The sequence below is a fragment of the Paenibacillus chartarius genome (assembly GCF_042432825.1).
Taxonomy (GTDB): domain Bacteria; phylum Bacillota; class Bacilli; order Paenibacillales; family NBRC-103111; genus Gordoniibacillus; species Gordoniibacillus chartarius.
Map to the genome: position 1 here is coordinate 25,442 of NZ_JBHLWN010000021.1, position 23,869 is coordinate 49,310.

20 protein-coding genes are annotated in these 23,869 nt (G+C 58.0%); 9 read left to right on the plus strand and 11 right to left on the minus strand.

Annotation, left to right across the window (positions count from 1 at the left end; genetic code table 11):
* The first annotated feature begins 172 nt into the window (after positions 1–172).
* The 5 genes from ACFFK0_RS03935 to ACFFK0_RS03955 all read left to right on the plus strand — a co-directional run bounded on the left by ACFFK0_RS03935 (position 173) and on the right by ACFFK0_RS03955 (position 1,973).
* Positions 173–403 (plus strand): spore germination protein, encoded by a 231-nt coding sequence (locus ACFFK0_RS03935; RefSeq protein WP_377468591.1) that lies wholly within the window; start codon positions 173–175, stop codon positions 401–403.
* Entirely contained in the window at positions 400–606 is a 207-nt protein-coding gene (locus tag ACFFK0_RS03940; protein WP_377468593.1) for a spore germination protein GerPB, read from the plus strand. Before ACFFK0_RS03935 ends, ACFFK0_RS03940 begins: the two co-directional genes overlap by 4 nt.
* Before the next feature lie 70 nt (positions 607–676).
* Positions 677–1,375, plus strand: coding sequence for a spore germination protein GerPC (gene gerPC, locus ACFFK0_RS03945; protein WP_377468594.1), 699 nt, complete (start codon positions 677–679; stop codon positions 1,373–1,375).
* Complete coding sequence (locus tag ACFFK0_RS03950; RefSeq protein ID WP_377468595.1) at positions 1,372–1,560, plus strand: spore germination protein GerPD; 189 nt, start codon at positions 1,372–1,374, stop codon at positions 1,558–1,560. The genes gerPC and ACFFK0_RS03950 overlap by 4 nt, the downstream gene beginning before the upstream one ends.
* Before the next feature lie 2 nt (positions 1,561–1,562).
* Entirely contained in the window at positions 1,563–1,973 is a 411-nt protein-coding gene (locus ACFFK0_RS03955; protein WP_377468596.1) for a spore germination protein GerPE, read from the plus strand.
* Positions 1,974–2,016: 43 nt separating this feature from the next.
* On the opposite strand, the gene ACFFK0_RS03960 is transcribed toward ACFFK0_RS03955, so the two are convergent.
* Positions 2,017–3,681 (minus strand): S-layer homology domain-containing protein, encoded by a 1,665-nt coding sequence (locus ACFFK0_RS03960; protein WP_377468698.1) that lies wholly within the window; start codon positions 3,679–3,681, stop codon positions 2,017–2,019.
* A gap of 250 nt (positions 3,682–3,931) precedes the next feature.
* Between ACFFK0_RS03960 and ACFFK0_RS03965 the strand changes: the two genes are divergently transcribed.
* Together ACFFK0_RS03965 and ACFFK0_RS03970 are read left to right on the plus strand one after the other, a co-directional pair.
* Positions 3,932–4,525, plus strand: a complete 594-nt coding sequence (locus tag ACFFK0_RS03965) for a spore coat protein (protein ID WP_377468597.1) — start codon at positions 3,932–3,934, stop codon at positions 4,523–4,525.
* Between the two features lie 143 nt (positions 4,526–4,668).
* The gene (locus ACFFK0_RS03970) at positions 4,669–5,229 is read left to right on the plus strand and encodes a CBO0543 family protein (protein ID WP_377468598.1); all 561 of its coding nucleotides are present in this window, start codon (positions 4,669–4,671) and stop codon (positions 5,227–5,229) included.
* A gap of 78 nt (positions 5,230–5,307) precedes the next feature.
* On the opposite strand, the gene gltC is transcribed toward ACFFK0_RS03970, so the two are convergent.
* Positions 5,308–6,213: a glutamate biosynthesis transcriptional regulator GltC gene (gene gltC, locus ACFFK0_RS03975; protein ID WP_377468600.1), complete on the minus strand. Its 906-nt coding sequence runs from the start codon at positions 6,211–6,213 to the stop codon at positions 5,308–5,310.
* Positions 6,214–6,363: 150 nt separating this feature from the next.
* Between gltC and gdhA the strand changes: the two genes are divergently transcribed.
* Entirely contained in the window at positions 6,364–7,743 is a 1,380-nt protein-coding gene (gene gdhA / locus ACFFK0_RS03980) for an NADP-specific glutamate dehydrogenase (RefSeq protein ID WP_377468601.1), read from the plus strand.
* A gap of 82 nt (positions 7,744–7,825) precedes the next feature.
* On the opposite strand, the gene ACFFK0_RS03985 is transcribed toward gdhA, so the two are convergent.
* From ACFFK0_RS03985 to ACFFK0_RS03995, 3 genes are all read right to left on the minus strand, one after another.
* Positions 7,826–8,860, minus strand: coding sequence for an NADH:flavin oxidoreductase/NADH oxidase (locus ACFFK0_RS03985; RefSeq protein WP_377468602.1), 1,035 nt, complete (start codon positions 8,858–8,860; stop codon positions 7,826–7,828).
* Positions 8,861–8,884: 24 nt separating this feature from the next.
* Positions 8,885–9,604, minus strand: coding sequence for a 3-ketoacyl-ACP reductase (locus tag ACFFK0_RS03990; RefSeq protein ID WP_377468603.1), 720 nt, complete (start codon positions 9,602–9,604; stop codon positions 8,885–8,887).
* 89 nt (positions 9,605–9,693) lie between these two features.
* Positions 9,694–10,557: a helix-turn-helix transcriptional regulator gene (locus ACFFK0_RS03995; protein WP_377468604.1), complete on the minus strand. Its 864-nt coding sequence runs from the start codon at positions 10,555–10,557 to the stop codon at positions 9,694–9,696.
* Between the two features lie 146 nt (positions 10,558–10,703).
* Between ACFFK0_RS03995 and ACFFK0_RS04000 the strand changes: the two genes are divergently transcribed.
* Complete coding sequence (locus ACFFK0_RS04000) at positions 10,704–12,686, plus strand: glycoside hydrolase family 127 protein (protein WP_377468605.1); 1,983 nt, start codon at positions 10,704–10,706, stop codon at positions 12,684–12,686.
* Between the two features lie 1,465 nt (positions 12,687–14,151).
* Here the strand turns inward: ACFFK0_RS04000 and ACFFK0_RS04005 are convergent.
* The 6 genes from ACFFK0_RS04005 to helD all read right to left on the minus strand — a co-directional run bounded on the left by ACFFK0_RS04005 (position 14,152) and on the right by helD (position 23,855).
* A complete protein-coding gene (locus ACFFK0_RS04005; protein ID WP_377468606.1) occupies positions 14,152–15,135 on the minus strand; it encodes an aldo/keto reductase in 984 nt (327 codons plus the stop codon).
* A 255-nt stretch (positions 15,136–15,390) separates the two neighbouring features.
* Positions 15,391–16,050: a DUF4386 domain-containing protein gene (locus ACFFK0_RS04010; RefSeq protein WP_377468607.1), complete on the minus strand. Its 660-nt coding sequence runs from the start codon at positions 16,048–16,050 to the stop codon at positions 15,391–15,393.
* 119 nt (positions 16,051–16,169) lie between these two features.
* Positions 16,170–18,953 (minus strand): winged helix-turn-helix domain-containing protein, encoded by a 2,784-nt coding sequence (locus ACFFK0_RS04015; protein WP_377468608.1) that lies wholly within the window; start codon positions 18,951–18,953, stop codon positions 16,170–16,172.
* Between the two features lie 190 nt (positions 18,954–19,143).
* On the minus strand, positions 19,144–19,809 hold the full coding sequence (locus ACFFK0_RS04020) for a formylglycine-generating enzyme family protein (RefSeq protein ID WP_377468699.1): 666 nt from the start codon (positions 19,807–19,809) through the stop codon (positions 19,144–19,146).
* A gap of 110 nt (positions 19,810–19,919) precedes the next feature.
* Complete coding sequence (locus ACFFK0_RS04025; RefSeq protein WP_377468609.1) at positions 19,920–20,579, minus strand: TetR/AcrR family transcriptional regulator; 660 nt, start codon at positions 20,577–20,579, stop codon at positions 19,920–19,922.
* A 639-nt stretch (positions 20,580–21,218) separates the two neighbouring features.
* A complete protein-coding gene (helD, locus tag ACFFK0_RS04030; RefSeq protein ID WP_377468610.1) occupies positions 21,219–23,855 on the minus strand; it encodes an RNA polymerase recycling motor HelD in 2,637 nt (878 codons plus the stop codon).
* Between the last annotated feature and the right edge of the window lie 14 nt (positions 23,856–23,869).

A 23,869-nucleotide genomic window follows, 5' to 3' on the forward strand; every position in this document is an offset into this window, starting at 1 on the left:
TGCAGGGCTCCCGCCCTCTGACACTTGGCACAGGACACAGGGTAACCGCGTCCCCCCCACATTGTCCGGCGGCGTCCGCCGAATTGCCAAACGCTTACGATTCCCAGGAAAATCCGGGCATCCGCCCGCATATACTGGCTATAGACGTCTCATGCGGCGAGGAGAATATGCGATGCCGGCTATAGTAGGCTATGTCAAAATTTTAAGCGTAGGCCCAAGCTCCGTCGTCCATATTGGCGACTCCCTACTGATCTCACCGACAAGCACGACGAAGACGTTCGCCGGCGCCGGATCGTTCAATACCGGTCATAACGCCCGGGTATATAACGGCACGAGCACAACGAATGTGAACGACAGCGATGGTATTGAAGCCAATGCGAATAAGGTGGGGACTGTGGCATGAATCTTATCGTTCATCAGCAAATTGTCATTCAGACGTTAAGGGTCGGCGGCATCTCCAATTCCTCCGTCCTGCAAATCGGTGCAGCGGGCGTCATTAAGTCGCTGTCCAATCTATACAATACCGGCGGCTTTACCGAGCCGGCCCCCGGGCTCGCGGCCCCGAGCCCGCTTTCGCTCGTCCCTCTGCCATCGCCGGTACGGTAGAAATACGGACATGCGCATGTGCCTCCGCGCATAAGCTGTGTAAAGATGACCAGCGGCGGGAGGGATGGCGATGAGTGGCAGCGAGGAAACGTCGTGGCCGGAATATTTTCGCAAGCTGCAAGCGTATATGAAATGGCAAACGGAACGTATATTGGAGCTTCAGCGGACTGTGTCGGGACTAAGCAGCGAGCTTACCGCGGTGAAGGAGCAAAAGGGCGTCCGAATCGACAAAATCGAATATAACTTTGATCAATTGAAGGTGGAGCGGCTGGAAGGGACGTTAAATATCGGCGTAACTCCGGGCGGCCTGCAATCGATAGAGGAGTTTGCCGTGAACGGACAATCGGCGCCGCTAGGCGCTCAGCCGGGCCCGGAACATGGATCGGGACCGTCTCCTCAGGACCAGTCCGAATCCGGCAGCAATAGCCGTAGTGCGGCAGATCAAGCGGGCGGCTGGATCGCCGAAATCGGCCGGCAAGTCGCTTCTTACCTGGACGAGGACATCGCCCGCGATCTGCAGCGCTGGGTGAAGGAGCGTCAGCTGCCGCTGGATGCCGATGCGCAGAAGCTCGTATTGGACGACATCCGGGCGCAGCTGGACGACCGCATTCGCCACTACGCCAAAGAAAACGGCAATCGCGCCGCCGCGGGCGTTACCCTCGATTCCATAGCCCGCGATATTATCGAACGGACGAAGCGCGATATTCATACGGCGATTACCACCTATGTGACCGGCTTTCAGCCGGCTGAGGAAGGAGAGCACGAATGAACTTTTATGTGGAAAATAAAGAAATCGCCATCGGCCGGGTTGACATACTGGGGGTTTCCGCTTCTTCGGTATTCCTGATCGGCGATACGGAGGTTATCACCTGCTCCTCCATATTCGATACGCCGCCCGAGTCGCTGATTGTAGGCCGCCGCCCTCAGCTGCCGCCGCCTAGCCAAGGAGACTGACGATGAGAACCTCGGTCATCGGGAGCGTCGAGGTGCTGACTGTGTTATTCGGCGGGATCGTGCATTTGGGGGACACCCGCTATATTCAAGCGAATACGAAAATTTTCGCCCTGCAGCGGCAGCAAGCGGATTTCGAAGCCAACGAATACCCGTTGGAGGAGTTCGGCATCTTCCGCCGGCCGATTCCGCAGCTGTCGCCGGCCGAAGATGTAACGATGGTCAAGCGCGACACGGTGCCGGTCATCTCCGTCGGAGCTGTCCGAATCGTTTCGGTATCGACGGATGCAATCTTCCAGGCCGGCTCCAGCGTCTGTGTCGATCTGGAGACGAGAATCAAGCATATCCGGCAGTTCTTGCCGCAGACCGAAACAGGCTATAGCCTGGGCAGCGGCGCGGCGCAGGAAGCCGGATAAAAAGCCCCGCTGCATCGATTGCAGCGGGGCTTCACTGTTTACGTTATGGCGAAACGGAACCGGTATCCGTACCGGTTTCGGCTTTGGGGGACAAGCTGGACTCGAGTCGTACGAGCAGCGCCGCCATATGCGCGCGCGTGACCGATGCCTGCGGACGGAAGGTGCCGTCGCCGTAGCCGTCGACGACCCCCTTCGCGCTTAGAGCGGCAATCGCCGGGGCCGACCAGCTGCCGGCCGGTACGTCGCGGAACGCCAGCTTCGACCCGGCCGGGGCTTCCACTGCGGACAGCTTAAGCGCACGAACGAGCAGCGCGCACATCTGCTCGCGCGTCAGCGGCTTGTCGGGCGCGAACCGGCCGGCCGCGACGCCTTCCACGAGGCCGGCCCGGGCGGCGGCCTCGATGTCCCGTGCCGCCCAGTGCGCGGCCGGTACATCGGCGAACGCCGCCGCAGCGCCATTCCCGGCGGCGGCGTCGCCGCTCAGGCCGAGCGCCCGGACGAGCACGGCCGCCGCTTCCGCGCGCGTAAGAGCGCGGTCCGGCACGAACAGGCTCGCACTGGAGCCCGTCATCCAGTTGTTGGCGGCCGCTGTGCGGATATCCTGCTCGGCCCAGTGGCCGGCTATATCGCTGAAGTATGCTCCGTTCAGCCAAAGAGAATAATAAGACCAAGTCGAATTGGACTCCTGGCCCAGACTCCAGCTGCCGGTCCCTTTCAGGTTATACTTGCCGACAAGCTGCAGCTTCGTTTGCAGCGAGCGGTCGTTTTCATACCAGATCGTATATGAGCCCGGCGTCAGCGTACGGCCGGTCACTTTCGATACCGGGTCCCCGGCTTCGACCGTGAAGGCCGCCTTCATCGCTCCCTGCTTCTCGTCATACTCCGTCCTTCCGTCATAACGCGCGATGAACGTTTCGGCTTGCGCATTGGACAGGCCGCTGCCGTCGAAGGTCGAATCACCGTCTTTCCAGAGCCTGCCGTAGAACGGTACGCCGAGTACGATTTTATCGCTCGGAACTTGCTTTAATGCAGCTTGTACGGACGCCTCCACGAATCCCAGACTCGCTACGGGCCCCGGCGTCGGGTCGCCCGGATAGCTTTCGTCATAAGCCATAATCATCATATAGTCGGCATAGCGGGCCAGCTCCCGGTAATCATAGGCCGCAGCCCAGCCGGTCTTGGCGCCGTACGGATTCGGCGCTACGGCGACCGACACCGCTTTGTCTGCGGGCAGCTTCTGACGAAGCAGCCGGATGAAATCGGTAAAGGCTTCCCGGTCGGCTTCGGTCACATTTTCAATATCGACGTCAATGCCGTCCACGCCCAGCCTCGCCACTGCAGCTGCGATGTCGCCGCTGAGCTTCTCGCGCTGCTGCAGAGCGAGGCGTCCTACCTCCCGCGACCAATCATTGGTAAGATAAGGCACGACCTTCAGGCCGCGCGCGTGCAGTTCTCGAGTAAACGTGCTTTCCGCTTTGGGCGTCAGCCTCAGCGTGCCGTCGGCATTCAGCTCGAAATAGTTCGGAGCGACCGTCTGCAGCGCTCCGTTCGCAGCGTCAACCTCTTCGATATAATTGTTGGAAATCCCGAAATATACATAAGACATATTGAATCGCTCGGCGGAAGCCGGCGACGGAGCCGACAGGGCGGCGCCCGATCCAAGCAGCAGTAAACCGGCCAAAGTTAAGCGGAATAAAAGAGCTTTCACTTTCAAGTAGTCTACCTCCGTCGAATCTAGTTGTAAGAATCAAGAGACTTCTCCTCTTACACTATGAAACATCGGAGGCTGCGAATCTAGCGGCAATTGCTGGTATGGGTCGGCCCTGCGTCCAAGAGGGAACCGGGTCCCAAATATTGGTTTTTTTACATTGCAAAGCGAATATGAAGGATCCCGTTCGGGCATGATTTGTCTGTGTTGGAACACAAACACAGACTAACTTTTGGAGGCTTTGATTCCTTTGAACAAACTTGGTGCCCACGAAGTATTGGAATTACACGAGGTTTTGAGCGATGCGATTCATGGTTTGAATACGCTAAAGCTCTACCGTCCGCACGCAAAAGACCCTCAGCTGCAAGCCTTGGTGGATCGGCACATGAGTGCGATGACAATGGACTACAATAACATGGTCCAGATGGCCACGCATCAGAACATTCCCCAAGCTATCCCTACTCGCCTCGGTGCGGCCGTAACAGGAATGGTGCCGGCCGATCGCTTCCAGCCCGCCTACGGTCTGCGTCATCCACAAACCCAATCGCCCGCGCCAAGCATAGAAGAAATTAACGACGAAGATGTCATGTTGTGCCTTGTCAACTGTCATAAACAAACCGCAGCGTTAAAAATGAAAGCCGCACTTGAAATGGCGAATCCGATGCTCCGGCGCATGGTGCAGCAGTCCGCTAACGCTTCCGCCGATATGGCGTATGAAGCTTTCCAAGCCGCCAATCAAAGAGGGATTTACCAGGTGCCCACCCTTCAAGAAACGACTCAAGCCAATTTTATTCATGCCTATGCCGCTGCCCCTGCGGGTCAGCATCACATGCCACTAATGTAAACTTACATACTTTGATGAAAGCGCACAGGTTAACCGTCTTTTGAGAAGGCGGTTACCTTCTTATTTTCAATCGGAAACCGGTACAATCTCTTATGAAACGGATGCTTGAATTCCGTCAGTCAGCTATAGTCGGGGGGAGTTTCATGGACAAAGAACACAAGATGGATGCCATAGGTGATCTCTATGAGCGCTTTCATCAGCTTCACGAGGAATTCGGGCGTTTATGGTATGAACATACGTTCCTGCATTGGGATTGGTGGATTTCGGTCGTTCTATCTCTCGGTTCGTGGAGCTTATGGATTGGTTACCGAAAAAAGAACAGTACGCACCGCCTCTTGTATGCAGGAATAGTCGCAATCCTTCTCTCCGTATGCCTCGATTATATCGGGACTTCGCTAGGCTTGTGGTACTATTCGGGCAAGCTGACGCCTTCTTTCCCCGCCTGGCTGCCGTTTAACTTCTGTATGCTGCCGGTTACCATCATGTATTTGATCCAGACTAAACCTCATATAGCCCCTTGGAAAAAAGGGCTGTTTTACGGTTTGTCTACCGCTTTTATCGGAGAGCCGATATTCGCATGGGCCGGGTATTATGTTCTCACCGGCTGGCAGTACTATTACTCTGCTCCGATCTACATACTTTTGTATGTATTTTGCGATTGGCTGACCAAAAGAGATACTTATGAACGTACGCATAGGAGTTAAGTCCGCGAGAGCCCCGATCCGGGCTGCCGCACGATACGGGGTTCCCGGATCCCGGATTTATGCAAAACCCACGCAAGCTCAATTTTTAAAATAAATGAACTGCTCATAGAACTCGGAAATAAATTGATAAAACAACTGTTCCGTAGGAAGCAATTTGCGTTCCGTCGGACAAATGACCCCTACCGTTCGAGTCACACCGGGATCGACTATCGGAATTCTCACCGTTGATCGCGGAATGTTATCCACCAATGTGACCTCGGGCATCAAGGCTACGCCGAGTCCTGCCGAAACTAACCCTTTCAAGGCATCGATATCATCGCCTTCGAAGGCGATATGCGGCGTGAATCCGAGCTCATGGCAAGCTTGCAGCGCAATTTTACGAAAGACAGTCCCTTCAGGCAGGGTGACAAACGGATCGTCTTTCAGCTCTCTCAATTGAATGGCCGGCCGGCTCGCAAGTCGATGATGTACGGGCAGCAGCGCAACTATATTTTCCGTAAATAAAATCTTTGATTTGATCTTCTTCTCTTCCCTTGGCAGCGGGGCTATCATAGCAAGGTTAAATTCACCATTAATCACACCGTCAATTAAGTCGCGATATAGAGCTTGTCTCATCTGAAATTTAGCTTCCGGGTATCTTTGACGGAAAGCATAGATGGCCGTCGGCAGCACATAAGCCGCCAAGCTGATGGGAAAAGCAATCCGCACCGTCCCCTTCTCCGGGTCCAAATATTCCTTCACCTCTCTTTCGGCCTCGTTCACGATGTTCATGGCTTGCTTGACTCGTTCCAGAAATACCTTTCCGATCGGCGTTAATTTCACTCTCCGGCCTTCACGTATAAAGAGGTCTACCCCTAATTCACTTTCCAGGTTAAATAACTGTCTGCTCACGGAAGATTGCGCAACATGCAAGGCATCGGCGGCTTCCGTAACATGTTCTCTCTTGGCGACCTCCATAAAATAGCGCAGCTGCCTCATTTCCATGACTTCTGCCTCCCACTCATGCGTTTAATGCATGAACTTCATCTGATATGAATATTGAAGCGATGAATTATTCAATTATAAAATTTATCTATGACAAAAAAAAGTAAAAGTAATATTTCTGCTTAATAGGCACAATAAGGAGCGGGATCCATGAGTCTACTAAAAGAAGTTGAAGCAACGCGCGCAGGTCATGCACAAGACTATGTCAACGATTTATTTGAAACGGTTAAAACACGCAATCCAAACGAATTTGAATACCATCAGGCTGTCAAAGAAGTGCTCCATTCCTTAATTCCGGTACTCGACAAAAACCCGAAATACATCGAGCATGCCGTCCTGGATCGATTGGTAGAGCCGGATCGGCTGATCTCTTTTCGAGTTCCTTGGACCGATGACCGGGGCAAGGTTAGAGTGAACCGCGGATTCCGCGTTCAGTTTAACAATGCGATCGGTCCGTATAAGGGCGGGTTAAGATTCCATCCTTCCGTTAACGCCAGCATTATTAAATTTTTGGGGTTTGAGCAAATCTTTAAGAACTCGCTAACGGGGCAGGCGATCGGCGGCGGCAAAGGCGGCTCCGATTTTGATCCGAAAGGCAAATCCGATTTGGAAATTATGCGCTTCTGCCAAAGCTTCATGACCGAGCTAAGCAAATATATCGGACCGGATACCGATGTTCCGGCTGGGGATATTGGTGTTGGCGCTAAAGAGATCGGCTATATGTTCGGGCAGTATAAAAAAATGGTCGGCGCCTACGAGGCAGGCGTTTTAACGGGAAAGGGCATCGGCTACGGGGGGAGTCTGGCTCGTAAAGAGGCGACCGGCTACGGTGCGGTGTACTTTGTTGAACAGATGCTGTCGAGCAAGGGATTGAGCTTTAACGGAAGCACGGTAGTCGTATCCGGATCCGGTAACGTTTCGATTTATGCGATGGAGAAAGCGATGCAGCTGGGTGCAAAAGTCGTTGCATGCAGTGACTCCAGCGGCTATATCTATCATAAAGACGGCATTAACCTCGCTACGATCAAACGATTAAAGGAAGTAGAAAACAAGAGATGCTCGGATTATGTCAAGGAGCATCCCGATGCCGTCTATACGGAAGGTTGTTCCGGAATCTGGACCATTCCTTGCGATATCGCATTGCCATGCGCCACACAGAACGAGATCGACAAAGCGGCTGCCGAGCTGCTCGTGCGAAATGGAGTAAAAGCCGTTGGTGAAGGCGCCAACATGCCTTCTACCCTGGATGCAATCGATGTCTTCCTGGAAAACCGCGTCCTATTCGCTCCCGCAAAAGCGGCAAATGCAGGAGGCGTGTCCGTCTCAGCGTTGGAAATGGCGCAAAATAGCGCAAGACTGTCTTGGACGATGGAAGAGGTCGATGCTAAGCTGCAAACGATCATGAGCAATATTTATCGGGAGAGCATGAAGGCTTCCGAGGAATACGGCGTTCCCGGCAACCTGGTGGTCGGTGCCAACATCGCCGGCTTCGTGAAAGTCGCAGATGCCATGATTGCACAAGGAATATAAGCAATAGAAGGTTTTGCCCGTATGGAACGATCCTACGGGCAAAACCTTTATTTTTTGCGCCGCTTGCGGCCTATCCGAATGCTTAGTACCCTCGCTCGTACTGCTTCGGTATTCCCGCATCCTCCGGTTTGACCCCAAGCGCAAGAGCCGCATGCGTCGTCCAGTACGGATCCTTCAGCATGCCGCGGGCGACGGCGACCAGATCGGCATCCCCGTTGGCCACAACGGCTTCGGCAAGCGCCGGCTCCTCCAGCCGGCCCACCGCGACGACCGGCACCTCCAGCGCCTCGCGGATCGCCCGGGCCAGCGGCACCTGATACCCCGGATGTCCTCCCGGGCGGCGCGCGCCGAACGGCCCTTCCCCGCCGGAGCTGACGTGAAAGACGTCGACTCCCGCTTCCCGATAAGCCCGCGCCAGCCGAATCGCATGGTCAATATCGTAGCCGCCGTCGGCGTACTCCACTGCCGAGATGCGGAAGAACAGCGGCATATCGGCCGGCATTTCCTTGCGCACCGCCTGAGTGACCTCGACACCGAAGCGGGCCAGGTCGCGGCCGTATTCGTCGTCGCGCTGGTTCGTCAGCGCCGACTGGAACTGATGGATCAAGTACCCGTGCGCCCCGTGCAGCTCGATCATATCGACCCCTGCCTGCACAGCGCGCCGCGCGGCATCGCCGAACCACCCGGCCATCTGCTTCACTTCATCCGTCGTCAATGCCCGCGGCATGCGGTACCGGTCGCCGGGAAACTTGATGGCCGACGGTGCGACCGGCACTTCGGCATCCTCCGCCTTGCGGCCGGCGTGCGCAATTTGAATGCCGACCTTGCTCCCGTGCGCATGGACGCGTTCGATAATCCGCGCGAACGCCGGAACCTGCTCGTCCGACCACAGCCCCAGATCGAAGTCCGTAATCCGGCCGTCCGGATGCACATCCGTCATTTCGATAATGATTAAACCCGTTCCGCCGACCGCGCGGCTGACATAATGAACGTAATGCCATTCATTCGGCTTTCCGTCCTTGGCTTCGACCGAATACTGGCACATCGGCGCCATCACGACCCGGTTGCGCAGCTCCAGTCCCTTCATCCGATATGGAGAAAATAAAGATGCCGTCATCTTCGTCCCGCCCCTTCCTGCCGCTTATTGCGGATTCGTCGTCCAAATGCCGACTTTATTGACGAACACGCGATTCGGCAAACGGAGCGTAGCCGCTACGAGCTCCGCCACATCCTCAGGCTGCAGCATCCGGTCCTCGTCCCCGATTTTAAGACCCGTATTCACCGCAAGCTCCGTGTTCACCGTGCTCGGATTCAGCGCCGTAACTCGAATGTTCGACTTGCGCACTTCCTGCATCAGCGACTCCGTAAAGCCGATCACCGCGAATTTCGAGGCGCAGTACGCCGAGCCCGTCGCGAAGCCCCGCTCCCCGGCCGTCGACGCGATGTTGATGATCGTGCCGCTATTTTGCCGCAGCATGGTTGGCAGCACCGCGCGAGTTACGTAGTACGTGCCCATCAAATTCACCTGAACGATCCGTTCCCACGTGCCCGGCTCCATCTCCGCCACCGTACCGAAGCTGGCCGTGCCCGCATTATTGATCAAGATATCCGCCGATCCGAGCTTGCCGAGCAGCTCTTGTACGCCTGCATCGACCTCTTCCCGGTTCGCCACGTCGACAGCCGCCGTAAACACGTTGACTCCGTATGTACTCGTTACATGATCGCGCAGCGCCTCCAGATCGGCGGCCGTGCGCGCCATCAGCCCCAGATGCACGCCCTCCTTCGCCAGCTCCAGCGCAATCGCTTTGCCGATGCCTTTGCCGGCCCCCGTAATGAGGGCGGTACGATTTTTCAGTTCCATCTCTCTTCACTCCTAACGGAATTTTGTGGTGGACGTTTCCTGTTACAGGATACCCTTAAATTATATAAGCATTATGGCCCGTTCGCATCTTACGGCGTATACTGCTGGCGGAACCGCAGCGGCGAGATGCCGGCATAACGCTTGAAGCAGCTCGAAAAATACGGCGCATACTGAAACCCGACACGTTCGGCGATTTGCGCAACCGGCCACTCCGTCTTGATAAGCAGCAGCTTGGCTTGCTCCAGCCGGTATTCGTGCAAATACTCCATCGGCGTGCAGCGGTAAATCTCTTTCATGCATCTCACAATATAGTTCGGGTGAAAATGCAGCGCCTCCGCCAGTGATTCATTCGTGACGTCGGCCTGATAGTGCTGGCGGAGATAGGCTTCCGTCTTCTCCGCCAGCTTCAGGGCGGGTGACGCGCCGCTGCCGCCATACCCTTCGTCCAGCAGCCCCAGCAGCTCCATGAACAGCTGATGCTCGTTCCAATACGCCGCCGAGCGCTGCCGGCCCGAGTAGGCGAGCAATTGGCCGAGATGCCGCTCGGCCAGCGGAAATTCCGGCGGCGAGGCGTACTGCCGAATCCGCACCGGATACGGATTGGCCCACACCTGCCGGACCGGATGGGCCGGGCTTGCGGCATCGTCCGCCGTAGAGTACCACGTTCCGGTAAAGTCAAAGTGATTCCAATAAAATACCGTCTCCGTCTCGCAGGGCTTCACCGCATAATGATAGCGGTCAGGCAGCAGCAGCAGCGTCTGTCCTTCCGCCACCTCCCACGCCTGCTCCTCCTCCCCGATATAGAGCGTCCCTTTCACGACCCACAGCAAATCGAAGATGCCGAGGTTCCGCCGGCTCGGATGCTGTTCGCCCGGCTGCAGCACCGTCAATCCGGTCGCGATGTAATACGGCAGCGGCGGCTGCTCCATCCAGATCAGCCCTTGTTCGCCCATGCTCAAGCCCCCTTCCGGTTTAGTGTGAAATTTTATAAAAAACAGGTTTGAATTATTCGTAGATTCCCTTTCATTTGAAGGATAAACTGAGTTCAAGCAATAATCAAATGTCATATAAAATTCGACAGTACGAGGTGGGATTTCGCGTGGGAATTTCAACGAGCGGTCAGCACAGCAAAAATCGCATACGGATCCAAGACGGATTCTGGAATCCGTTTACGGAGCTTGTTCGGGAGACGGTCATCCCCTATCAGTGGGAAGCTTTGAACGATCGGATTCCGGATGCCGAGCCGAGCTATGCGGTCCGGAATTTCCGGATTGCCGCCGGGCTGGAGGAAGGCGAATTTGGCGGGATGGTGTTCCAGGACAGCGATATCGCGAAATGGCTTGAAGCCGTCGGCTATTCGCTCGCAAGCCATCCGGACCCCGAGCTGGAGCGGACCGCCGACGAATTGATCGAGCTTGTCGCCCAAGCCCAGCATGAGAACGGCTATTTGAACACGTATTTTACGATCAAGGAGCCCGGCAAACAGTGGACCAACCTCCACGAAGCTCACGAGCTGTACTGTGCGGGGCACATGATCGAAGCGGCGGTTGCTTATTACGAGGCGACAGGAAAGCGCAAGCTGCTGGATGTCGTATGCAAGTTCGCCGATTATATCGACACGGTATTCGGCAGCGAGCCCGGAAAGCTGAGAGGCTACGACGGCCACCAGGAAATCGAGCTTGCGCTCGTGAAGCTGCATCGGGTGACGGGCGAAGAACGGTATTTGAAGCTGGCGCAATTTTTCATTGACGAGCGCGGGACGGAGCCGAATTTTCTGGTCGAGGAGTGCAAGCAGCGGGGCGGATACAGCCACTGGGCGAAGAAGGTGTTGCCGATTCCGACGGTTCGCCAGATGGCGTACAACCAGGCGCATGTGCCTGTTCGTCAGCAGGACGCCGCCGTCGGGCATTCCGTCAGGGCGGTATATATGTACACCGCGATGGCCGACCTGGCCAGGCTGACGAACGACCGCGAGCTGCTGGAGGCGTGCCGCCGCTTGTGGGATAACACGACGAAGAAGCAGATGTACATCACGGGAGGAATCGGCTCGACGCATCACGGCGAAGCGTTCTCCTTCGACTATGACCTGCCGAACGATACCGTATATGCGGAGACGTGCGCGTCTATCGGTCTAATTTTCTTTGCCAACCGTATGCTCCAGCTGGAAGCGAAGAGCGAGTACGCCGACGTCATGGAACGGGCGCTGTACAACAATGTGATCGGCAGTATGTCGCAGGACGGCAAGCATTATTTTTACGTCAATCCGCTTGAAGTATGGCCGAAGGCTTCGGAGCTTAATCCCGGCCGCCATCATGTGAAGGCGGTGCGGCAAAAGTGGTTCGGCTGCTCCTGCTGCCCGCCGAACGTGGCCAGGCTGCTCAGCTCCTTGAACGACTATATTTATACGGCTGCAGCCGTAGAGAATACGGTGTACGTCCATCTGTTCATCGGCAGCGAAGCGCAGTTCGAGCTGGACGCCGGCCGGGTCGGGCTGCTGCAGCAATCGCGACTGCCTTGGGAAGGGTATGCGCGGTTCGAGCTCACGGCTGTGCCGGGCGGTGCCTTTGCGCTGGCGCTTCGCCTTCCGTCCTGGAGCGGCGGGCAGGCCGGGTTGAAAATTAACGGCGCTGCTGTGTCGTTCAACGTCGTGAACGGCTATGCCGTCGTGAAACGGGTGTGGGCTCCGGGCGACATCGTTGAATGGGAGCCTAGGCTTGAAGCGCAGCTGACCGCAGCCCATCCGGAGATCCGGGCCAATGCGGGCAAAGCCGCAATCGAACGGGGACCACTGGTGTATTGCCTGGAGGAAGCGGACAACGGCAGCCCGCTCGCGTCGTTGTCGATCGTTCGGGGTACGGAGCTGCGCTCGTACATGACACCGGAGCTGCCGGGCGGAGCCGTCGTCATCGAAGCGGATGGCCGCGCCGAGGAGCACGCTTCCTGGCAAGCGGATACGCCATACCGCCCGCTCGCTGAACTGCAGGGAGCGGTGCCCGTGAAGCTGACGGCGGTGCCTTATTACTTGTGGGGCAACCGGAAGCCGGGCGAAATGACGGTGTGGATTCGTACCTGCAGCGAATAATGTAACCCTGCTGTACGGTCAGGTCTCGTTGTTCACAGGAACCTTCACCTCCCTGTTCGCTGGGGATGTGAAGGTTCTTTTCGTGGTGCCGGCTGTTGCTTGCTAATGCCTTAGCTCCGCTGCAACAACGCCCATTCGGGCCTTGTTGCACCGCTTCCGCCCCCGGGCCAGCCGCTACAACGCCCATTTGGACCTTGTTGCACCGCTTCAGCCCCCGGGCCAGACGCAACAACGCCCATTTGGACCTTGTTGTGCCGCTTCAGCCCCCGGGCCAGACGCAACAACGCCCATTCGGGCCTTGTTGCATCGCTTCCGCCCCCGGGCCAGCCTCAACAACGCCCATTCGGGCCTTGTTGCACCGCTTCCGCCCCCGGGCCAGACGCAACAACGCCCATTCGGGCCTTGTTGCACCGCTGCTGCCCCCGGGCCTCCCGCAACAACGCCCATTCGGGCCTTGTTGCACCGCTTCCGCCCCCGGGCCAGCCGCAACAGCGTCCATTCGGGCCTTGTTGCACCGCTGCTGCCCCCGGGCCAGCCGCTACACCGCCCATTCGGGCCTTGTTGCACCGCTGCTGCCCCCGGGCCTCCCGCAACAACGCCCATTCGGGCCTTGTTGCACCGCTGCTTCCCTCGGGCCAGCCCCAACAACGCCCATTCGGGCCTTGTTGCACCGCTTCCGCCCCCGGGCCAGCCGCTACAACGCCCATTCGGGCCTTGTTGCACCGCTTCTGCCCCCGGGCCAGCCCCAACAACGCCCATTCAGGCCTTGTTGCACCGCTTCCGCCCCCGGGCCAGCCTCAACAACGCCCATTCGGGCCTTGTTGCACCGCTGCTGCCCTCGGGCCAGCCCCAACAACACCCATTCGGGCCTTGTTGCACCGCCGCTGCCCCCGGGCCAGCCTCAACAACGCCCATTCGGGCCTTGTTGCACCGCTGCTGCCCCCGGGCCAGCCGCTACAACGCCCATTCGGGCCTTGTTGCACCGCTGCTGCCCCCGGGCCTCCCGCAACAACGCCCATTCAGGCCTTGTTGTGCCGCTTCCTCCCCCGGGCCAGCCGCAACAACGCCCATTCGGGCCTTGTTGTGCCGCTTCCGCCCCCGGGCCAGCCGCAACAACGCCCATTCAGGCCTTGTTGCACCGCTGCTGCCCCCGGGCCTCCCGCAACAACGCCCATTCGGACCTTGTTGCACCACTTCTGCCACCGGGCCTCCCGCAACAACGCCCATTCGGGCCTTGTTGCACCGCTGCTGCCCCCGGGCCAGCCGCTACAACGCCCATTCGGGCCTTGTTGCACCGCTTCCGCCCCCGGGCCAGCCTCAACAACGCCCATTTGGGCCTTGTTGCACCACTTCCGCCCCCGGGCCTCCCGCAACAACGCCCATTCGGGCCTTGTTGCACCGCTTCAGCCCCCGCGCGCGGGCAAACAAAAGAAGCCGCAAATCATGCGGCTCATGACAATAAATTTTAGTACGACCCCCGAATATGCGCGGCAACCTGCTCCTTGTAGTACGCGCTCAGCTTATCGAGTTCATCCTGCGCGAACGCCGGCGTATCCACCACAGCGAGGTTGTCTTCGACTTGACGAACGTTTTTGAAGCCGGGTATGATGCAGGTAATGTTCGGATTTTGCAAAATCCAACGCATCGACGCACGCGCCATATTGCCGCGGCCTTCCGCGATCCACGACAGTCCCGCCGCAAGCTCGACGCCCTTCCGGAACGGGAGGCCGGCAAACGTCTCGCCTACGTTGAAATGCTCGCCATTCGCATTATACTGACGATGGTCGTCCGCCTCGAAGGTCGTGTCCGCCGTAAACTTGCCGGTCAGCAGACCGCTCGCCAAAGGCAGCCGCACCAGGATGCCGACGCCCGCTTCCTTCGCTTTCGGGAACAGCTCTTCGGCCGGCTTCTGGCGGAACAGGTTAAAGATAACCTGCAGCGCCTTCACGCCCGGCACGGTCAAGCAGAACAAGCCCTCTTCCACCGACTCGACGCTGACGCCGTAGTGACGGATCTTGCCTTCGGCCTGCAGCTTATCCAGCACCTCGAACACCCGGCCATCCTTCAGAATGGCAAGCGGCGGGCAGTGCAGCTGGTACAAATCGATCGTTTCCCGCCCGAGACGCTTCAGACTGTTCTCGCAGAACGCGCGTACATTCGCTTCGCTGTAAGTCTTCGGATCCCGGAAATCGAGTCCCCGGCCTAACTTCGTTGCGATGTAAATGTCCGACTCCTTCCCTTTCGTCGCCTTAGCCAGCAGCTCTTCCGCATGCCCCGAGCCGTACACGTCCGCGGTATCGAAGAAGTTGACGCCCGCATCCATCGCCCGCTGCAGTCCCGCCAGCGCTTCGTCGTCGCTCGTCTGTCCCCAGCTGCCGCCGATCGCCCACGTACCGAAACTAACCTCGCTGACTTGAATTCCCGTATTTCCAAGCTCCCGATATCGCATGCCCTAGTCAACCTCCAAGTGAAAATGAAATCAGAACGCCATCTCCCTTATCTTACCTTATAAAACCCGTGAAATGTAGCTTTGAAAATTCTGCATTTTCATAGCCGCTTCATTGCCGCTTCATTGCTGCTTCATTGCAGCTACATAGCCGCTTCATTGCTGCTACATTGCAGCTACATTGCAGCTACATAGCCGCTTCATAGCCGCTCTTCATAGCCGCTTCATTGCTGTTTCGTAGCTGCTTCATTGCTGCTCTCATTCCGCCCGCTCAAATCCTTTCAAGATCAGCCATACCGGGAAAATCAATTCAAAAATCCCGCCCGGTATAAACAAAACGCTCCCCGGCTCATACCCCATCATCGTTAAGCAGCTGCTCGCCATTAACGCGAAATAACCGATCATACCGAGTATCGACATCGCTCGCGGAATCAGCTTCGTCCGATACAGCAAGGAACAGAACAAAACGCTGCCCAAGCTGAGAACGAGCATCGCCAGCTCAAAAGCCATATGTTGGCCTCTCACCGCCAGCTTCCCTATCGTCACAAAATAAGCGTCTCCGTTGCCGCCCGCGGCGATATACTCTTCACTTATAGCAAGAAGCGCCAGCGTTCCGAGGATGCTGATCAGAAGCAGCGCGGACTCGATGAGCCTCGAACCGAAGTAACCGAGAGCGATCGACTCCCGATGCCGCTTCAACACCGGGTACATCAGCATGGCAATGCCGACCACGGCTGCGCAGTTGATCAGCTCCAGAAACAAGCCAAGCATCACTTTCATTCGATCCGGATACAGCCTAGCAAGGTATTCCGGTTGATTGAGCACCGAATCGATGAGTCCGCTCCCGATCAAAAATGCAGCCGTCGATATTAAAAATAAAGCGCCCGCCAGCCTGGCGGTACCCCGATTTGCGGTCATGTGTCCCTCTCCCCTTACGATCCTGGATTTACTTGCAGTATATCCTCGGCGGAGAGGAACGAACAGACACTTAAGTGTGGGTGTGGGTATAACCCAAGGCATCCGGGCCGGGGCAGCAGCTAACGGATCCATCCAAGCTTCCGGGCGAGCGCTATCGCCTCCGTACGCCGCTGCACCTGCAGCTTTTCAAAAATTCTTCGATTGTGTCCTTTCACCGTGTCCAGGGCAAGGTACAGCCGTTCGCCGATCTGACGATTCGAGAGACCGTCGGCAATCAGCTGCAGCACCTCCAACTCGCGTGGGGTTAATGTCTCTATAGGGGTCATAGCCGCAGACTGGCTTCCGCCCCCTGTCTGTTCCGCTTCGCATGCGGCCAGCAGCTTTCCGACATAGTCGGACACCCGCCCATAAGCAGCCGCTTCAGCGAGCAGCGGCACGATTGAAGGTCCTTCGTCAACGAAGCTGCGGATCACTCCCCCCGGCTCAGCCAGCTCCAGCGCTTCAAGCAGCAGCAAGGACGCCTGACTCTTCGCCCCCTGAGCCTGCAGCACAACCGCTTGCAAAATCGTCGCCTTCAACCGCTCGTCCCGCCAGCCTCTTGCTTCTGCCAAAGAGCGAATAGGCTCCAGAACGGCCAGCGCCGCAGCCGTGTCGCCGCGGGCCAGGTGAGCGCGGGCCGCACATAAGGGAAGCCCGTTCATCCGGGCCAAATGTGCAGCTCCCTCCATATCTCCCCGCCGAATCGCCGTCTGCACCTGAACCGCGGCAATGTCAGGCAAGCGATTCAGCAATCTATGCTCACGGATGAATTGCTTCACATCGGCCAGAATACCGGATGCCTGTTCCGCATCCTCCTCGGCAAGCTTCACTCGTGCGAAAAATAATCCGCAAGTTACAAGCGCATCGTTGCTATGGATTTGCCGTGCCAGATGCTCACACTTCTGCGCATATTGCATGGCATTCTCAAGATCGTTCCATTCATAGCGGATGCGGGCCAAGCCCATATAGGCCTCGCAAGCCGCCGGCAGCGGCACCTCGCCGGTTCGCTTCAAAGCGCTCCGGTACCGTTCCTCTGCCTCATACAGGCGGTTATCCTTTTCCAATAGGCTGCCTTGACTTACAGCGGCCATAATTCCAATCAAACTGCTGTCTATTCTTCGGCTGACCGACAAAACTTCGCTATAAGCCTCCATGGCCTCCTTACGGTCGCCGCGAAGCTGGTAAGCAACTCCCATCATCCATAATACGGCGACTCGGACAGGAAGCAGCTCCGGATTCAGATACTCCAAGGAGCGGCGCGACTGGGCGATCACGGTATCCGCCTGACTCGGCTCGAGCACCGGCGCCGCATGTCTCGGTGTAATATGTCCCACAAGGTCATCGGTCTTATCCTCGGCCACCGTCGTTTGCAGCGCATCTTCGGCGGCTTGCAGAGGGTGAGGCTCGGCGGCGAACGGCTGTCCAGCAAGCGCAATGGCGGCGACCGCGGCTCGCGTGGCAGCCATGATGCCGAGCAGATCGTTAGGCTTGGCATTCGTGTCCAAGCCTTGCATAGCCATGGCGGCTTCGGCAGCTTGCAGCTTCGGTTCGATCTCCGTCGGTCTGCCGGTAATCAATAATGCTGAGCCATAGATGATCCATAACGAAGGTCTCGCATCCAATTCAGCTTTGGGTAGCGTTTCCAGCCAGCTCAGTACCGGAGAAGCCGCGCCGCGAAGATGCAGCGGCATGCCTTCGCCTTCAGCGAGCCTTGCGGCGCGATCTACATGTCCGGCGGCAACGGCGTGGCGGAAAGCTTCGAGCGGCATGGCGTTATTTTCATACCACACGCTGGCTCGGTCATGTAATACGGTAACGCTCTCCAGCCCGGCGGAGGAGGAAAGGCGGTGCTGTAATTTGTGCCGCAGCAGCTCGGCGAAGAGGTGGTGATAGCGAAACCATCGATTCTCATCGTCCAGCGGGACGATAAATAAATTGGCGCGATAGAGCGATAACAGAACCTCGTCTCCGGATACGGATGCATCGCCGGGCAGAACCGCCTCGCAAAGCGGCCCGCACAGCCGGTCAAGCACGGATGTATAGAGTAAAAATGTCCGGGTTGCTTCCGGCTGCTTATGCAGAACCTCTTCCACCAAATAATCCAGCATGACACGCTGATTGCCGGCGAACGATTGCGGGAGAGGCTCGGCTGGCGGACGCCCCTGCAGGGTAACGGCGGCGATCTGCAGCGCGGCGATCCAGCCTTCGGTACGATTTTCCAGCGCCGCTGCCGCTTCCGCAGTCAGCTTTACGTTCATCACTCCGGTAAGAAATGCGGCCGTCTCGGACTCGGTAAACCGCAAATCCATAGCGCCCAGCTCGGTTACTTCGTCCCTTACCCGCATTCGGGCAAGCGGTAAACCCGGCTCCTCCCGGGTCACGACGACAAGGTGCATATTGGGCGGCAGATGTTCCAGCAGATACATGAGGGCCGTATGAACGGATGTATGGTGAATGACATGGTAATCGTCAAGAACGAGGATGAACGGTCCAGGGATGCTGGCAATATCGTTAATCAACACAGCCAGTATCGATTCGATCGGCGGCGGCTGGGGCGATTGAAGCAATTCCAGGGCATTGCGGGCTTGATTCTCTGCGATCGTATGGAGCGCCGCAATGACATACGCCAGAAAGCGATGAAGCTCGTTGTCTCCTTCGTCCAGAGACAGCCATGCTGCCGGACGGTCACAGGCCGACAGCCATTCGCTTACCAGGGTCGTTTTGCCGTAGCCGGCGGAAGCTGAAATCAAAGATAATTTACGGTGCAAACCTTCGCTCAGCTTCTCCGTCAAGCGCCGGCGGAGCAGCGCCTTGGGCCGGGCCCGGGGAATATACAGTTTCGTGGCTACGAGTGGAAACAGCATACGATCTCACCTTTTCCCGGAGGGGGCTGAATAGCCTTACAAGTCTGAGACGATCATATCACAGCAGCTTGAGCAGCGTCATGTTTGCGGCCGTCATCCTCGGCAAAAATGTCGGAGTTCTGCCGCTGGGCCGCTCATGTGCCGGAGTAACGCATCGCCGACAAAATCAGCACCATTCCTCGTTTGAAGGCTATTTATGAACCGACCTGGCTAGGCGAAAGCCGAGATCGTCGATGCGAAACGTAGGATGACTGCGGCGGCGGCACGTGGAGCCGCAGCCTCTCGCTTCTTCCGCCCAGCTGCCGCCCCGGAAAATCCTGTAGGAGCCGTACACGTTCACGTCATATAAATCCCAGCACCACTCCCATACGTTGCCGAGCATATCGTAGAGCCCCCACGCATTCGGCAGCTTCCTCCCGACCTCATGCGCCTTACCCCCGGAGTTGCCGCGATACCAGGCAATGTCGTCGAGCTCGCCGTAATAGTAGCCGGACGTTCCCGCTTTGCACGCAAACTGCCACTCCGCTTCCGTAGACAAACGATATCCGTTCGCCGTTATGTTCCAGACGGCACGCTCACCGTCATCGCTCACTGAGTAGCATTCCTGCAGCCCGGACCGCCGGGAAAGCGCATTACAGAAACCGACAGCGTCATTCCAAGACACTTCCGTAACCGGGGCCTGAGATTCGGCATCCGGTTCGGCTGAATGCGGCACCACTGAATTATACAACGCTTTCGTAACGGGAACCGGCGCCAGCAAAAACGAATCTACCGTAACCGTCCACGTCGATTGGATCCGATCGTCTCTTAACTGAATCTCGCCGGCCGGAATGTTCATCATCGGAATTTTCTTCATCGGAATGTTCACCATCAAATCGTCGGCCTGACTATGCTCGTGCACATCGCGTTCACCGCCCAATCGCCCTTCGTTTGACATCATTCTTCCTCCTTCTTCAGCTTCACCCGCTAAGCTTCTTTTATCTTAAACCTCCCGACGTACTCCTCGCAGATGTACCGGTTATCTTCGCCATTGCTAGGCTTAATGTTCGCCACGCGAAAGAAGCCCAGCCCTACGACCATCGCCATTAGCCCGTAAGCGGCGCTTTGGGAATCCTCAACATTCATATGTCCCGTCTTGTTGCCGTACTCAAAAATTTTAGCTATGCCTTGCAGATCGGCCAAATAGCTTTCGGACAGCACTTCTTGCAGCCCGCGGTCCAACACCGCCTTCGAGAAAAATTGCAGGAATAGCCTTGCCTGGTCTTCATACGGAATGTGCATCTTCTCCACTCCATCGAGCCCCGACACATTGATCGCCTTTGACGCACTTTCACTTGACGGCGGGAGCATGTGCTTAAGCGCAACGTCGAGCATTTGCCCGGCCGGCATGGTAGTATCGATCTCCGATTGGATCTTTTGACCATAATAGGCCAAGAACGCCTTAAAAGCCTCGACTGTCAAGTGGTCCTTATTCTTGTAGTAATACGTGACGACTCCTTTGGAGCAGTCGGCATACTCGGCAACTTTATCGAGCGTCATCCCGTCCATCCCGTATTTGCTGATACAAGTTAACGTGGCGTTGATGACATCTGCGCGGCGCTTCGGTTCCATTCCTACTTTGGGCATGCGGTTACCTCTTTTTATTCCGAATGGTCAGTATAAAAAAACAATAGCGAATATGGCTGTTATTGTCAACTGTGAAGCCATGCTCGGCGAAGCTGTAGAGTTCCATCTGCGGCTGCTTTCATCATGCAGCTATGGCACGTGAAGTCGCCGAGCCCGATACTAGGAAACGGTACTTCACGGGCTCCTCTTCTCGATCCTAGCCAGCTCGTGCCGCATTGATTATGCCAATCACCGATCGCAGCGCCCCAGCCACGGGCAAGAGCTTGCCGGTGCAGTACAGCGACCGCTGCATGTCCCAAATAGAGGATTTTGAGGGCGCTAATATTACTCTTTGTCCTATGAAAGCTGGAATAAAGGAGCGGCGGGGGCTTATTTTTTCTGAGCTGACCCAAAACGCCACCTTTTCTCGGCTTTGCAGGAAATTAAGAATCTGCGAATCCGCTATTTGGTTGAAAATCAACCAATTGAAGCAAATAGCTCCCTGCGAAACCGTTAATTAGCCTGTCACATCTACGATTGTTTCACCTTCCACGGACCTACCCGCTACAACTCCCCTAGACCCAACACGCAACAAAAGCCGCCCTCCACACCAAATCGCGGGAGAGCGGCTCGCCAAATCCATCATCTATCGTCAAAACCTTACTGCAGCTGCGGCTCGGCAGCACCGGCCGGAGTGCCTGCCGCAGCACCGCCTGCAGCACCGGCCGCAGCACCGCCTGCAGCGCCACCTGCAGCACCGGCCGCAGCGCCGCCTGCAGCACCGGCCGCAGCGCCGCCTGCAGCACCGGCCGCAGCACCGGCCGCAGCACCGCCTGCAGCACCGGCTGCAGCCACAGCGGCCGCAAGCGGCGTGCCCTGCAGGAACGGCGTCGGCTCGCCCGCGATGTGCAGGTGGAGCCGGTGCAGTGCGCGCGTGCACACGGTGTAGAACAGCTTCCGCTCGCGCTCGCTGCGGTAGACGGATGCGCCGGCGTTGTACACGATGACGGCGTCGAATTCGAGTCCTTTGGCGAGCGCAGCCGGAATCACGGTGAGCTCCGAGCTGAAGCCGGCGGACTCCTTCGTGACGAGCTGCAGCGGCGGCTGCTCCCCGCCGGCCGCAGCCCCCGCGCCGGCAGGCAGCTCCGCCCCCGCCGCGGCGCGCGCTTCCTGCAGCCGCTCGTGCGCCCGGCGCGCCTCCGCCTGCGTCTTGCAGATGACGGCGACCGTCTTTGCGCCCTCCGCCCGCAGCCGCACGACGTCGCGCCATACCTGCGCCGGCAGCTCCGCCGCACCGGCCGCCGCCAGCACCTGCGGCGGCTCGCCGCGGCGCTCGAACGGCTCGACCGACTCCCGCTCCGGCAGCACGGCGGCGGCCAGCTCCGCGATCTCGGTCGTCGAGCGGTAGCTCTTCGTCAGCCGATAAATGCGCGTATCGTCCTCCTGGAACAGCTCCGCGATCGAGCCGTATTCGCCGCCGCCCTGCGCATGCTGATAGATGCCCTGGTTCCAATCGCCGAGCAGCGTGAATTTCGCACGCGGGAACAGCCGCTTCAAATACGAAAACTGGTACGGCGTATAGTCCTGCGCCTCGTCGATCAGCACGTGCCGGATCGCCGACAGCGTCTGTCTGCTCTCGATCCGGCCCTTCAGATCGACCATCGGCGTCGCATCCTCGTACGGAATAAGGCCGCGCCCCAGCCGCTCCAGCGTATCGCGGCATACGCCGTTCCACAGCTCGCCCCCGGGCCTTGCCGCAGCGATCCGCTCCCGCACGGCGGGAGCGTCGGCCCCTGCCTCCTCCGCCAGACGGGTCCACAGCGACTCGTCCTCGAACAGCCGCGCGTACAATCCCCCAAGGTCCCAGAACTCGAACCGCTTCGCCTGTTCGATGAGCGGTCCGTACCGTTTCTTCGCCTGCTTCTTCGCCATCGTCTGCAGCTCGGGGTCCGCACCGAGATATTGCGGCGCATTGCGGAGCCGGCGATAGTACCGTTTCTCCGCTTCGGCCTTCAGCGTCTCCAGCTCCTCCTGCAGCCATTCCGAGAGCAGCTCCATCCGCTCCCATATCGGCCGCGTCGTGCGGTGCTCGTAGAACCGTTCCGCTAGACGCGAGGCCTGCAGCACGACGCGGTCCTTAACCATGAAATCCCGAAACTTCATGCCTTCCCGCTCCAGCAGCTTCGCATACAGCCGAATCGCCTCCGCGAACGCAGTGGACGATTTGAACCGCACGCCCGCCGTCCTCACGGCCTCCAGCTCTTCGCCTTCGGGACGGCGCAGCTGCGCCTCGAACTGGTCGTAGGCGTCTTCGACCGCCGGGCCTTGATCAGCGCCGGCCCCGCTTCCCGCCGCGACCGCGCCCAGGTCGTCCAGCTCCCGCTCGAGATGCTCCTGGAACGTCGTCTGCCGCATATTGGCTTCACCCAGCTCCGGCAGCACGTTCGACACGTAGTCGCTGAACAGACGGTTCGGCGAGAACAGCACCATGTTGCTGCTCGACAGCAAGTCGCGGTACCGGTACAGCAAATACGCGACGCGCTGCAGCGCGACGGACGTTTTGCCGCTGCCCGCCGCTCCCTGCACGATCACGACGCGGCTCGTCGTATCGCGGATGATCTCGTTCTGCTCGCTTTGGATCGACGTGACGATGCTTTTCATTTTGTCGTCGGCGCTTCGGCCGAGCAGCTGCGCGAGAAGGCCGTCGCCGATGCGCAGGCCTGTATCGAAATAGTCCGTCAGCCTGCCGCCGCGGATCAAGTACTGCCGCTTCAGCGTCAGCTCGCCGTGAATCGTCTCGCCCTTCGGAACGCTGTAGGAAGCCGGCCCCGGAGGAAAATCATAGAACATCCCCGAGATCGGCGCGCGCCAGTCGTACACGAGCAGCTCGTCGGTTTCCGGGTCGACGACCGACATCAGTCCGATATACACCTTCTCCTGCAGACCCGTCTCCGCCTCGGTAAAATCAATCCGCCCGAAATACGGCTCCTCCATGCTCCGCTCCAGCCTGCGCAGCGTATCGTACGCCTGCTCGAACGTGCGCTCCTGCTGGCGCAGCACGTTCGCCTGCGCACGGATGCTGGCAGCCGTCTCCATCAGATCATCGTCGTGCTCGGCGTTCAAGCTCACATCGTCCCAGAAGTCGCGGCGGATCGACACGACCCGCTCGCGGCGGTCCGAGACGAGCGACTGCGCTTTTTCCTTCAGCCTCCCCATCAGCTTGACGATCCCGCCGAGACGCACCGACTCCCGTTCGTATTCGTTCCGCTCCTGCTCCGAACGTTCTTTCTCTGACATGACGACTCCCCCTG